Source organism: Metabacillus sp. KJ11-3 (assembly GCF_055808295.1).
In genome coordinates, this window is record NZ_CM147865.1 from 362127 (window position 1) to 375570 (window position 13444).

Here is a 13444-nt window from a genome sequence, read left to right on the forward strand (position 1 = left end):
CTTCATCTTATGAGGTCTATATTAACAGGTGATAAGCTCTTTTAGGAGGAATTGTCATGGTTCAATTGAGCGAACAGACTGTTGAATCTGTATCAACAGTTGTTCAACTTCAAAAAAACTTTTTTCATAAGGGTCAAACAAAGTCAAAGGACTACAGAAAAGGAATGCTTCAAACCCTTGCTGATCAGGTTCGGAAATATGAAAAAGAAATTTGTCAGGCGCTTAAACTTGATTTAAATAAATCTGAAACAGAAGCATATATGACTGAAATTGGCTTTTTGCTAGAGGAGATAAAATTTACATTAAAGCATTTAGGTAAATGGATGAAGCCTGAAAAAGTAAAAACAGCGAAGACACATATAGGATCAAAAGGTATTAGAGTAGCTGAGCCCTATGGTGTCACGCTCATCATTGCACCATGGAACTATCCGTTTCAGCTACAACTGGCCCCACTTATTGGAGCTATTGCAGCGGGAAATACAGCCATTCTAAAGCCTTCCGAATTAACTCCACATACATCTTCAATACTGGTAAGGTTAATTCAAGAAGCGTTTGACCCTGCCTATGTGACTGTGATGGAAGGTGGAGTCGAGACAACAAGTATTTTATTAGATCAACCATTTGATTATATCTTTTTTACTGGAAGTGTCCCTGTGGGGAAAATTGTGATGAAGGCTGCTGCCGAAAGATTAATACCAGTTACGTTAGAGCTTGGCGGGAAGAGCCCTTGCATTGTAGACCAATCAGCCAACTTGGAGCTTGCTGCAAAGAGAATTGTATTTGGAAAGCTAATTAATGCCGGTCAAACCTGTATTGCACCGGATTATCTCTTACTCGATAAAAAAATTAAAGAGCCATTGATCGAAGAATTAAAAAAGGTGATTATTGATTTTTATGGTGAAAATGCAATTCAAAATGAAGAGTTTACAAAAATTGTGAATGACCGTCATTTTCATCGGTTAAAGAGTTACTTATCAGATGGAACGATCCTGTTCGGCGGCCAATCAGATGAAAGCCAACTAAAGATAAATCCAACACTGATCAAACCAAAAGAGCTTACATCCCCTCTAATGACAGATGAGATCTTTGGACCCATACTGCCCATCTTGGAGTACGATAACATACAAGAAGCAGTTAATTTTATTAATAGCCGTCCTAAGCCGTTAGCTTTATACGTTTTTACAACGAATGATGAGGTAGCAAAACAAGTCACTGAATCTACATCATTTGGTGGAGGGTGTATTAACGATACACTTATGCATATTGCCACGCCATACCTGCCTTTTGGAGGTGTTGGTGAAAGTGGAATGGGAACATATCATGGCGAGGCGAGCTTTCAAACGTTTTCCCATTATAAAAGTGTACTCAAACAAACTAATCGTTTTGATTTTAGTTTCAGGTATCCAAATGCAAAAAATAGTTTAAAGATGATGAAAAAATTGATGAAGTAACGAAAGGATCAGTTATGGGAACTGATCCTTTTTTATCGTTTAGGAAATATAAAATTCTTAAACTGTGGATAAGCGCTTCGACATCCAGCTCCAGCGGCTAGCCCCTCTAGGGTCTAGCCACAAATGAATGGAAGACAAAAAACGCGTCTTCTATTCATTTGCTCTTATTTGCCCGAGGTCCAGGCGTTTGCGCTTTTGTTCTTTGGCGACAAGTCAAGTTTTTCTAAAATATTTCATGAGATGAATCCTTGACATTGAGAACACTTTTCAATTAGAATTATAAAAGATAATGATAATCATTATCATCAGATGGGGGAAGTGTTCTCTAAATGATGAATGAAAACAAACTTTTAGTAGAGAAACATGTGATGCAAGATCATTTAGAGTCTTTTATAAAATGTCCGTACCAAGTTTACTATTTTCAGCTCCTTCATGAAAAAGAGCGAATGTGGAGACAGAATATACAAGCAGTCATCAATTCAATTGTCCATAGATATTATGAGCTTCGTTTAGACGATCAGACAAAGCTATCTGCATAAAAGTTAATAAATAAGTATTGGCACCAAGTCAGGTTTGATTTTTTTCAGTCCGGGGAAGAGTATTATATGGTTTTAGCCAAAATAACCGATCATTTGCTCCAGTTTCTCTCAATGAAAAGTAAGCAACCGCCGCTTTTCTTATATGAAAAACTAAACATAAGGCCTCCATTACAATCGAATTAGCAGAATGGTCAGTTACATCTTTTTCAGTAAAAAAATTTCTTTTAGAGGCAGATCAGCAGTTGATGGAAAGATATAGTCAACTCGTTTCGGTTTTCTCTTACGAGACTTTGGGGATACTACCTGAAAAGATTGAGATTGTTTCTTTATTAGATGGAAGAATAACTGCCCTTTATCCATTCCAAAGGGAGTTCAATATTTAGAGTATATAAAGCAACTTATTAATGAAAACAATCAAGGATGCTTTGAATGTCCTTTAACAAAGCAATGCAAAGGAAAATTTAAAGGTCAAAATGTCCATTAAGAAAGGAGTTTCGACTATGCATCACTATTTTATCGTGAATCAACAGTTCCAACATTTTGTCGAGTGTTTTTGTCCAGATGGGGAGCACGAAGATATGCTTACAATTAAGCGTGGAGAATTACTGGAAGTAACAAATGAACGCACATATGTATATGATCAGGGATGGTATAACATGGTTATCCTGAATTCTGAAAAGTATATTTATATGGCATTAGACGACTTAGAAAAATATTTCATTAAAGGGTATATTTATTCGTTAATGGATTTGGAGTTACATATTAATCACTTGAAATTTCAGGTTGATCAGTCTCTGGCGCTTGGTGATGAGGATATATTCTTAGAAGCGACAAATGGCTTGAAAAAGTCCAATGAGTTAAAAATTATGTTAGACAAACATTTAAATAGTATGACGGAAAATCAACTAATGTAGGTTTTCATAGGATGTGAAAGAAATGAGTAAAAACATGAAACAAGGCATTGTCTTTCAGAAGGACTTTATCATTCAACAGCTGTTAAAGTTAAACTGCTTTAAATCATCAGATAATCGCCAATTATATGAATTATCTTTACCTGAACTGGAAAGTGAATATAAGCTTGTAAAAGAAAAGCACCATTCCATTTCATAAGAACATGAAAAAGGTGAAAGTAAGCCTCCTTTTTCATGTTCTTTTTTTGGACACTTAATATTTATTTTCGATTTTCTGATTTTATTTGCTTTTTTGGGATTATATTTACCGATTAACAGTTTGTATTTACGATTTTTAAATTATATTTACTATTAGACGAAATTCGAAACCGACATCACTTTTTAAACTTTTTCTTAGTAAAAGCCACAACACACAATAGAAGGGGAATAGCAAAGGTGAAAATGGGATAAATATAGGCAAGCATAAAATCACCTTGAGCCATATGTGAAATGTAGTTTTCTGTAAAATAATAGGAAGTGAAAAATACTATGGCTCCAAAAGGTAAAATTAACACATTCTTAGATATATTAAATAATGTTGCGCCACCTATTACTGCTGCATACATAAAAATAGCGACTTTAAAAAAATCATTAACTAGCAGCCAAATCATAAAAAGTGCATCAAGTCTCTGAATTATCTCAGCTACCTCAATTTTTTGAACCATTTTCAGTAAAGGAGAGATGGAAGTACTTCTACTATCAGCACCTAATACCCCGATCGTTAAAAAATGAAAAAATGTTAAAGACATCCCTCCTAATATCACTCCCATAAAAGAAGCTTTTAATTGAAGTTTTGGTTTATTGAGATAGGCAAAAATCATTGTAAAACAAACGACTTCCCCAAACGGTGCAATCCAAGCCTCTTTCAATGTTGTACCGATAATCTTCTTCCAACCAGGCTCTAATACTGGTAATAAATTTTCATATTGAAAGATATCAGAAAAAAAATGAAGATAATCATTAAAATCCCTGTTAGGACAAGATACACGATAAATATTTCACTTGTTCTTAGCAGGACTTCTATGCCTAAGAATAACCCATAGAGTACTGGGAGTAAAAACATAATCCCGATGACCGATATAGGTGTTCCGTGCAAAAAAAGAGGTGCCAGTTCCATTGCATCTCGAACATCACGGGCAGCCCCGTACAAAAAAACAAAACATAGAAAATGCCGACTGCGGTACCTAAGTATTTACCCAGGATCTTTTTTGTGTACTCTGTTAAGACAAGGTTAGGATACAGTTTATATAAATAGTGATAAATCAAAAGCAAGGGAAAACCTAAAAGCATACCAAGTAAAATTGAAATCCAGGCAGCTTGTTCAGCATCGGCAGCTAATGGGAAAATAACGGTTGTACCTACAACAAAAATATACATGATCGTAACCAACTGTATGGCAGATATCTTTGCATTCTCCATATTGTCTTACCATCCGCTTTCTTTGTTCGTTTTGATTTGTTTAACCTTAGCTGCAAACAGAATCATGCATGGAATTAATAAACAAATCGTTAAGGAATACGGTGTCCATGTGTGTGCAAGGAAATCTTGAAAATTAACGATATCCGGGTATAGGATGAGAGAAAAGGTGACTAGTAAAAAGGCTAATGGAAAAACCAGAATTTTATAGCTCTTTAATTTGAATAGTTGTGCAAGGCCAAGAGTGATTCCGTAATAACAAATCGTAAGCTTAAAATACATAGAAAAAAACCAGATGATAGCAACTATGACTTCTAATCTTTCAATTACCGTTCCAAGGCTTATTTTTTTCCCTAATATATAGGAAGGGTATGCATGCCTTGCAGTAAAATCTGCTCCTAGTACTATGATACTGAATATGATTAGGATCGATAAAACAACTCCCCCGATAATCGTTCCTTTGTAAAAGGATTTCTTCAAGCCCTGTTTGTTTGTTACATATGGGGTAATCATTAAAAAAATAAACAATTCTAAATAAGGGAGTCCCAAACTGCTGTATGTAGCTCTTACTATGGCTTTAGATCCTTCTCCGTAAATAGGTCGGATATTTGAAATCTCTACTTCAGGGATAAGAAATAAAAATAGTAGTGCAAGCATCAAAATCATCCAAGGGAAGAAAATGATGGCTGTACGGCTGATAACCTCAATTCCTAATTTAACTCCTGCCATACTGATGAGGATGAAAGAAATCAAGATCGTCTGAATAGGTGTTTCGACGAGAATTTGAGTTGTTAAGAAATCCCCAATCTCTCTAAGTAAACCAGCGGAAAGTATAAAAAAATAAATAATGAAAAGAAAGGAAACTAAACCTCCTATCCAACTTCCTAAAATGTTTTTCGTCATTTCTATAAAGGTCATTTCAGGATAAAAGGATGTCAGCTTGTTATATAAAAAAATAAAACATATTCCAATCATTAAAGAGAGAAGAGAGGCAATCCAGGCATCTTGTTTTGCATAAGAGGCGAGTAAAGATGGCCCTACTAGTATGGAGCTACCTAGAGTAAAAATAATCACAATAATTTCAAATTCACCTGTATTAATTTTCCCTTTTTCAAGCATGTTTACATATCAACTACCTCTCTATGACAAAAAACGTTCTATAGATGAAATAATAGGACTGTATATACGGTTTAGGAAACCAAGCGGAGTCGGAATTCTTATATTAAGTGCTAATAGAACAGCAAATGATAGTCCGCTAATCAGTAAGAAACTATAGATGATTATCTCCCGGTAGCTTTTACTTTTTAATAATGTCTTAATCTCAATAATCCAAACGAGTAAACCTATAAGGAGAATTCCAACAATTGGCCACATGCATGTTTACTCCTTTGTTTCTTTTTGGAATGAGTCTGTAATTGTCCCTAATCTTCTTATGTCTGCTTTGACATGAACATTTACGTTTAAATTTGTGAAATGTTCATCCCAGTTATCTTTTAGTCCTTTCCAGGCTTTTGGATCTGCCCGATGAATGACTTCTCCAAAACCAAAAATATCACTTTGAAAATCCTCTTGAACCTTTTGAATAGAGGTTTGTACTTTCTCTTTAATATTGTCACTATATCCCTTTTCTAATTTGTCGATATTTTCAGGTTTTGATAAATCAATACTGCTTTCAACATCAGCGATATTTCCTTCAGGTGTAACGGAAATATCGATAACCGGCTTCCCTTTTTCCATTTTTCCCTTTACTTTAGTTTTAGAACGTAAAGTTTCAATGGTGATTTTGCCATCTTCTTGTTCAATGGTTACGACTGTATTTTTAATATTGTCGGTAATATAGTTAAAACCTTTGCTCTCATTCATATTCAACCAACCGATCAGTTTGTCTTTCTTAAAAACAGCAAGATAATCAATTCTTAACCCTGTATCGGGTGAGACATTGTGAACGTTTTCGATACTGCCGCCAACTTCGGCGTCTCCATAATGATAGATACCAGTTAGTACAGGTTCTTTTCCCTTGCTTACAATACTGTTAATTAATTCATCTAATTTAACTGTTTTTGCTGCTGCCCAAACACTCTCAGAGTTTTCAAGTGCATTAAAAAGTTTATTCGCCGGGACTTTTTCAATTGCGGTTTGAATATTTAAGATGTCAGCGGCAGTAGATCCTTTTGCGACCGTAATATAAAAGTCAGTTCTCATTTCATGATCTCTTGAAATAAAATCAAGTGCTTTCCCTATTCCTTCTCTAGCCAGTTCTTCCCCAAAGACTACTTCACGAAGATGTGCTAAATAAATACTTCTTGGAGTGTCAGTTGATAGCTTTCGTAATGCTTCAAATACGGTTTCTCCAGATTTTACAAACCTCACCACTTCAGTACGACCAGAGCTTGTATTTCCGGCAAGCTCTGACGGATTTAATACTTGTATCGAAACAGAATATCCATCTTTTGTTTTATCGATACCAATCGCTGTCACGATGGCAAGTTCGTTTAAATCTTTTTTACTCCAGCAACCGGTAGTGAGAAGAAGCATACAAATAATAATAAGTAACTTCTTGTACATAAGGTAAACTCCTTAACTAGTAGTAGGTGGTTTTGGAGAAGGTGTATCCTCTCGATCTGTATCCTTTTGACTTATTAAACGTGGGCGTGCAAATAAAGCCCAATGCGGAAGTCGAAAAAAATTATCCTTTTGGTCCTGTAAAATAAATGGAGCATTTGGTGATAAATAAGGAATCCCAAAAGATCTCAAACTGCTAAGATGAAGGACCATGGCAATTAAGCCTAAAATAATGCCAAATAAACCGAACGTTCCAGCAAGAATCATAAACCCAAATCGTAGGATCCGCACTGCAATACCCATATTAAATGTTGGAGAAACAAAGCTGCTAATCGCTGTTAAGGAAACAACAATAACCATTGTGGCGGTGACAATCCCAGCTTCAACAGCTGCCTGTCCAATTACAAGCGCTCCGACAATGGAGATCGCTGACCCAACAGCTCGAGGCATTCGAACTCCGGCTTCTCGTAATATTTCAAATGTTATCTCCATAAAAATGGCCTCTACAATCGCAGGAAATGGAACGCCATCTCTCTGTGCTGCAAGACTGATTAGTAATGGAGTGGGCAGCATTTCCTGATGGAAGGTAGTCACCGCAATATAAGCTGAAGGTGTAAGTAATGCAAGAAAAAATGCCAGATATCGAAGTAACCGAATAAGTGTTGCGATGTCGGCTCTCTGATAATAATCTTCACTTGCTTGAAAAAAATTGATTAACAGAGCAGGAACGACTAAAACGAATGGAGTTCCATCAACAAGAATAGCAACTCTTCCTTCTAATATGGCTGCCGCCACTGTATCTGGACGTTCTGTATTAAAGATAGTTGGAAAGGGAGTAAATGTACTATCTTGTATCAGTTCTTCTACATATCCACTTTCAAGAATGGCATCTATTTTAATCTTATCTAAGCGGGTATGAACTTCTTTTACCATCTTTTCGTTAGCAACACCTTTTAGATACATAATGGCAACATCTGTTTTCGTTTTTTTGCCAAGTTGTTTCGTCTCAAGCCAAAGGTTTGGATCTTTAATGCGACGTCTTATTAAGGCCGTATTCGTTCTTAATGTTTCAGAAAAACCATCCTTTGGTCCTCTAACAACTGTTTGTGAAGAAGGTTCCTGCACTCCGCGATCAGCCCAGCCCCTGGATCCAATCGCTAAGCATTTAGGGAATCCGTCCATTAATAAAATAGTATCACCAGACAAAAAGTGAAAAAAAGAGTTTCGAATTGAACAATCTCCTTTATTTCCCCAATCGGCAGAGTTTGTGTCTTAATGAATTCGAACAAGTCTGTGTGAATATCAGTATGATCAACATCTGCATTCCTAATTTGAACCATAAGAGTATCTAAAACAAAGTCTTGTACAAATGATTTGTCAGCTAACCCATCCGTGTAAATAAGCCCGAGATCAATTAATCCACTTTGACCGGCCTTGAAGTCTCTAATAACGATATCTGAGCTGTTTCCTATTACCTCTTTAATATAGGATAAGTTCCATTGAAGGTTGGAAGAGATTTGTTCGATCTTCTTTTGCTCTTGTGATCTGCTATTTATCTCTTGAATGGCAGATAATTTTTCAGCAAAGTTTTTGTTTTGTTTTTTTCTTTTATTAATTTTGACAATGGTTTAGGAACACGTGTTTTCAATCTAAACCTCCTAGCAAGAAAAGGGTGCTAACACGTATTGTTAACAAATTAGGGTGAATTATCCAAGTGTTTAAAATAAAGTATATTCAGGATTTTGGTAAAAGGGTGACATTTTTAAAAGGAAGCTTTATGATGAAAAAATAAATAATGGCAACATAAAGATAAAGTGAGGAGTACACATGCAAAAGATTTTACCGGCTTTTTCATCTATTAAACAATTCGAACGGTTCCTGGTTAGCGACTATGAGATTGGTGTTTTTTTGGAAACACATATTTCTCAATTGGCCAATCTACATAAATTAGCTGAGCAACATCATAAAAAAGTCATCTATCATGTTGACTTAATCCATGGATTGAAAAGCGATGATTTTGCGGCAGAGTATCTTTGTCAGGAATATCGACCTTATGGACTTATTTCTACAAAATCGAATGTTATTTTAAAAGCAAAGCAAAAAGGTGTTATTGCAATCCAAAGGATGTTTTTAATTGATTCTCATGCATTAGAACGAAGCTACCGTTTAGTGGAAAAAACAAAACCGGATTATATTGAAGTATTACCAGGTGCGATGCCTTGGATGATCAAAGAAGTAAAAGAACGTACACAAACTAAAATACTCGCAGGCGGGTTAATTCGTACAGTTGAAGAAGTTGAAAAAGCGTTGGAAGCTGGGGCTGATGCCATTACAACATCTAAAAAAGAACTCTGGAATTTTGAAAAGTAAAATGGAATTCTAACTTAAGTGGTAGTAAGCGGAATAAAAGACAGGGGGAAGGGTATGAAAAACGAAAATTGGTTATCTATGTCTGATGAACATCAAGTATATGTTTGTCAATGGGAAGAGAAGTCGGTGAAGCCAAGGGCAGTCGTACAGGTTGCTCATGGAATGGCAGAACATATAAAACGTTATGAACCATTTGCAATGTTCCTCAATGCCAAGGGAATTATCGTAATAGGACATGATCATCGAGGTCATGGACAGACCGGTGAAAAGTGCGGTGAATATGGTTTTTTTGCCGATAGCAACGGCTTTGAAAGAACAGTTGACGATATGAAAGAAGTGTATAATTTCATAAAAAATCAATATCCGGAATTACCCGTCTTCCTCATGGGACACAGTATGGGCTCCTTTTTAGCCCGACGTTTTCTACAGCGTTTTCATGTGGATATATCTGGAGTAATTTTATCAGGAACTGGAGGGAATCCGGGTTTTATCTTAAAAGTTGCGAAAAAATTAGCTGAATCTCAGGTCAAAAAATGGGGGAATCGTGCTGAAAGTCCATTTCTGCAAAAATTAACAATCGGAAGCTATAATAAAAAATTTACGAATGCCAATACAGGTTATGAGTGGCTAACACGGGATTCGGAACAAGTATCAACGTATATAAAGGATCCGTATTGCGGAAAAGTAGGAACAACAGGATTTTTTCAAGACTTATATTATGGACTTGATATGATTCATAGAGATGAGGAAGTATCAAAAATAGACAGAAATCTACCATTCTATCTTTTTAGCGGGGATATGGATCCTGTTGGAAATTATACCAAGGGTGTAAATAAGCTGATTAATCAGTTAAGGAAACATGGAATTAACCAAATTGAATATAAATTTTATGAAAATGGTCGACATGAAATGTTAAATGAAGTAAATCGCGCAGTTGTATATGAGGATATATATAGGTGGATTGAAAAAAATTAAATTAGGACCAACAAAAATGCTAGATTGTCATCCTGACAATCTAGCATTTTTTCTAAACAAATGAAAGAAGTTTGTCGATATAAATAGTATGAAGATTATAGAATAGTAATATATGTCTAAATTTTGATGAGATGAGGAAATATTTACTATATAATAAGAAAAAAGTCTTAGTTATACTATTGGTAGATAAGTAAGGGTGGAAACAGAGTTGAAACAGTCATTCTGTGACATATTCTAATAGAGCAGGGGGTGTTTATATGAGTACGACTGTATCAAACACATTAGAAGATCTACATGGGTCAACGATAGAGTCCATAAAACAGATTCTTCCGATCCCACATGAAAATATAACAGCGCCTGAGCTACGTTCTGAGTTAACATGCCAATTCGGTGTCCTGGTTGGGATAACAGGCTCAATAAATGGTAAGGTTCTCTATAAATCTGATGTTGATTTTTTCAGTTCTGTAGGTGAATTAATGTTTGGCATGGCACTTGAAGGGGATATGTTAAAGTCATTTGCTGGTGAGCTTGGCAATATGATTTCAGGTGGACTGTGTACAAATGTCTTTTCAAAAGGAATGGCAATTGATATTACAGCACCAACAATCATGGAAGGAAATATGTCACTCTCGGGTTTTAAAGAAGCAATTGAAATTGTGATGACATTCCAAGGTGGTAAAAAACTAGAAATAGGTTTGATGATTGACTAATGATAGTCCAAGCTGCAGGAAAGGACTTTCATCCTTATTCTCATGACGGTGTGATTAATTAAATAAGTATTGTATTGTAAAAAACAGGTGGCTTGTTGAGTGTATATACTTACGTCAGCTGTTTTTTTAGTTAAGATATAAAATGCTATAATGTTGACAATAAATACTAAATTAAGGGGAGAAAAAATGGCTGAGGAACTTCGCAACATCTTTAATCAAGATTTTATGAATCAGCTTTCAAAGGAATTAAAGAACGCTTATCCATCGTTTGATGAAGAAATATTTCTTTCATATATTTTCACGGGTGAATGGGACAACCTTACTTTAAAGGAAAGAGTCCGGCGAATTTCTGAATGTTTTCATGCAACGATTAACCTGGAATTTCCAGAAGTGGTTAACGTATTAAAAAAGGTAGCACCTCATTTTGAAGGCAGCTTGGCAGGAATTATTTTTCCCGATTACATTGAGGTATACGGTTTAAACGATTGGAATGTGTCAATATCGGCCCTTGAATACTTCACCCAGTATTCAACATCCGAGTTTGCAGTCCGGCCCTTTGTGGTAAAAGACCAAGAGAAAATGATTCAGCAATTTATTGTCTGGAGCAGCCATTCAAATGAGCATATTAGAAGACTTGCAAGTGAAGGCTCCCGTCCTAGGCTTCCATGGGGTATGGTATTAAAAGCCTTAAAAAATGATCCTTCACCTATTTTACCGATTTTAGAAAATTTAAAGGAAGATCCCTCTTTATATGTAAGGAAAAGTGTAGCAAATAATATAAATGATATTTCGAGAGATCATCCGGATATCGTTCTCTCACTAGCAAAAAGATGGAACGGAGAAAATGAATTAACAAATTGGATTTTGAAAAAAGGCTTGCGAACTCTGCTTAAAAAGGGGAACTTAGAAGCTCTTGAATTGTTTGGAATAGGTCCATTACATACAATGAAAATTTCAGATTTAGATGTGACAAAAAATGTGAAAATTGGAGATGCAATTTCCTTTTCATTTCAGCTAGCTTCAACCGACACGGAATTACGCAAAGTAAGAGTGGAGTATTCAATCGATTTTATAAAAGCAAATGGAAAACCATCAACAAAACAATTTCAGCTATCGGAAGTAACGCTAAAACCGGGAGAAAAAAAGCAATATGAAAAAAAGCACTCCTTTAAAGACTTAACAACCAGGAAGCATTATCCTGGTAGGCATGTATTGTCTATTATCGTGAACGGAGAAGTAAAGGGAACCAAACCGTTTGACGTCCATCTTTAATAAAGGATGAAAAGAATTAGAGGAAAATGAATAATCTTTCTCGAAAGCTATATGTGGATTTTATAAAAAAGCACTGTCTTACATACAAAAGGGTAGATGGAGGAGAAAAGATGAAACAAAAGAAAATACTATTTATTGGTGACAGTATTACAGAATGGGGAAAACGCGAGGATCCGGAACAAATCGGCATAAGTTACGTGAGAATCATCCACGATTACTTACTAACAACTTATCCAGAGCAAGGATTTGATATAACAAATAAAGGGATCGGCGGCAACCGTATTACAGACCTTGCTTCAAGATGGCAACAAGATGTCATTGAACAGAACCCTGATTATCTCTCCATATCAATTGGAATCAATGATGTGTGGAGACAACTTGATCGCCCTGAAATGGAACAAGTAGACATAGAGAAATTTGAACACCTTTACAAAGACCTATTAACCCAAGTGAAAGAACAGACAAATGCGCACATTATTTTGATGGAACCAACTGTAATTGAGGAACAATTACAATCTAAAGGAAATGAAATCTTAAAAATGTACGTTAAAGTTGTAAATGATATGTCAAAACAATTCGAAACAACACTCGTCCCAACCCATCAAGCATTTGTAAAGTACCTAGAACAAAACAACGGCTACAACTTAACAACAGACGGTGTCCATATGAATTCTGCAGGCAACATGCTGATGGCCACAACATGGCTAAAAGCAGTAGAAGAGCAGTTGAAGTAATAGGGCCGAATTGACTGATGACCTCCCACATTTGTGGGAGGTTTTTTGGTAGGGGCTGGTTGAATTGGCTAGTTGACTCGATTGTGTGAGGAGAAAAGTGGTGTGGTTGGAATAATCATAGAAGTGGTCGAATAAATGGGAAAGGTGACTGAAATTGGGGAGTGGAAAGAGTGAAGTGGTTGAAAAAAGAGGAAAAGTGGTTGAATTATGTCAGAGAGTGGTTGAAAGTATCATGGAATTGGACGAATAAATAGGAAAGGTGACTAAAATTGGGGAGTGGAAAGAGTGAAGTGGTTGAAAAAAGAGGAAAAGTGGTTGAATTATGTCAGAGAGTGGCTGAAAGATTCATAGAAGTGGTCGAATAAATGGGAAAGGTGACTGAATTGGGGAGTGAGAAAAGTGATGTGGTTGAAAAAAGAGGAAAAGTGGTTGAATTATGTCAGAGAGTGGTTGAAAGATTCATAG

12 protein-coding genes and 2 pseudogenes are annotated in these 13444 nt (G+C 35.9%); 9 read left to right on the forward strand and 5 right to left on the reverse strand.

Annotated elements, in window-relative coordinates:
- The first annotated feature begins 56 nt into the window (after positions 1 to 56).
- The 4 genes from AC0L8O_RS01915 (at position 57) to AC0L8O_RS01930 (ending at position 3100) form a co-directional block, all read left to right on the forward strand.
- Positions 57 to 1451, forward strand: a complete 1395-nt coding sequence (locus AC0L8O_RS01915; RefSeq protein ID WP_473446379.1) for an aldehyde dehydrogenase — start codon at positions 57 to 59, stop codon at positions 1449 to 1451.
- Positions 1452 to 1780: 329 nt separating this feature from the next.
- Positions 1781 to 1990: a hypothetical protein gene (locus AC0L8O_RS01920; RefSeq protein WP_473446380.1), complete on the forward strand. Its 210-nt coding sequence runs from the start codon at positions 1781 to 1783 to the stop codon at positions 1988 to 1990.
- 500 nt (positions 1991 to 2490) lie between these two features.
- Positions 2491 to 2904 (forward strand): hypothetical protein, encoded by a 414-nt coding sequence (locus tag AC0L8O_RS01925; protein ID WP_473446381.1) that lies wholly within the window; start codon positions 2491 to 2493, stop codon positions 2902 to 2904.
- A 22-nt stretch (positions 2905 to 2926) separates the two neighbouring features.
- A complete protein-coding gene (locus tag AC0L8O_RS01930) occupies positions 2927 to 3100 on the forward strand; it encodes a Fur-regulated basic protein FbpA (RefSeq protein WP_473446382.1) in 174 nt (57 codons plus the stop codon).
- A 175-nt stretch (positions 3101 to 3275) separates the two neighbouring features.
- Here AC0L8O_RS01930 and AC0L8O_RS01935 read toward each other — a convergent pair.
- The 5 genes and pseudogenes from AC0L8O_RS01935 to AC0L8O_RS01955 form a co-directional block, all read right to left on the reverse strand.
- Positions 3276 to 4359: pseudogene (locus AC0L8O_RS01935) on the reverse strand (GerAB/ArcD/ProY family transporter).
- Between the two features lie 6 nt (positions 4360 to 4365).
- Positions 4366 to 5475: a GerAB/ArcD/ProY family transporter gene (locus tag AC0L8O_RS01940; RefSeq protein WP_473446383.1), complete on the reverse strand. Its 1110-nt coding sequence runs from the start codon at positions 5473 to 5475 to the stop codon at positions 4366 to 4368.
- Positions 5476 to 5496: 21 nt separating this feature from the next.
- Positions 5497 to 5730, reverse strand: a complete 234-nt coding sequence (locus AC0L8O_RS01945) for a hypothetical protein (protein WP_473446385.1) — start codon at positions 5728 to 5730, stop codon at positions 5497 to 5499.
- 6 nt (positions 5731 to 5736) lie between these two features.
- The gene (locus AC0L8O_RS01950; protein WP_473446386.1) at positions 5737 to 6921 is read right to left on the reverse strand and encodes a Ger(x)C family spore germination protein; all 1185 of its coding nucleotides are present in this window, start codon (positions 6919 to 6921) and stop codon (positions 5737 to 5739) included.
- A gap of 12 nt (positions 6922 to 6933) precedes the next feature.
- Positions 6934 to 8483, reverse strand: a pseudogene (locus AC0L8O_RS01955) (spore germination protein).
- Positions 8484 to 8745: 262 nt separating this feature from the next.
- Here AC0L8O_RS01955 and AC0L8O_RS01960 point away from each other — a divergent pair.
- The 5 genes from AC0L8O_RS01960 (at position 8746) to AC0L8O_RS01980 (ending at position 12979) form a co-directional block, all read left to right on the forward strand.
- Positions 8746 to 9288, forward strand: coding sequence for a glycerol-3-phosphate responsive antiterminator (locus tag AC0L8O_RS01960; RefSeq protein ID WP_473446387.1), 543 nt, complete (start codon positions 8746 to 8748; stop codon positions 9286 to 9288).
- A 54-nt stretch (positions 9289 to 9342) separates the two neighbouring features.
- The gene (locus tag AC0L8O_RS01965; protein ID WP_473446388.1) at positions 9343 to 10263 is read left to right on the forward strand and encodes a lysophospholipase; all 921 of its coding nucleotides are present in this window, start codon (positions 9343 to 9345) and stop codon (positions 10261 to 10263) included.
- 257 nt (positions 10264 to 10520) lie between these two features.
- Positions 10521 to 10973 carry a chemotaxis protein CheX gene (locus AC0L8O_RS01970; RefSeq protein WP_473446389.1) on the forward strand — a complete coding sequence of 151 codons (453 nt, stop codon included), beginning with the start codon at positions 10521 to 10523 and terminating at the stop codon, positions 10971 to 10973.
- Between the two features lie 186 nt (positions 10974 to 11159).
- Complete coding sequence (locus tag AC0L8O_RS01975) at positions 11160 to 12245, forward strand: DNA alkylation repair protein (protein WP_026559112.1); 1086 nt, start codon at positions 11160 to 11162, stop codon at positions 12243 to 12245.
- 110 nt (positions 12246 to 12355) lie between these two features.
- Positions 12356 to 12979: an SGNH/GDSL hydrolase family protein gene (locus AC0L8O_RS01980; protein WP_473446390.1), complete on the forward strand. Its 624-nt coding sequence runs from the start codon at positions 12356 to 12358 to the stop codon at positions 12977 to 12979.
- Positions 12980 to 13444 lie beyond the last annotated feature (465 nt).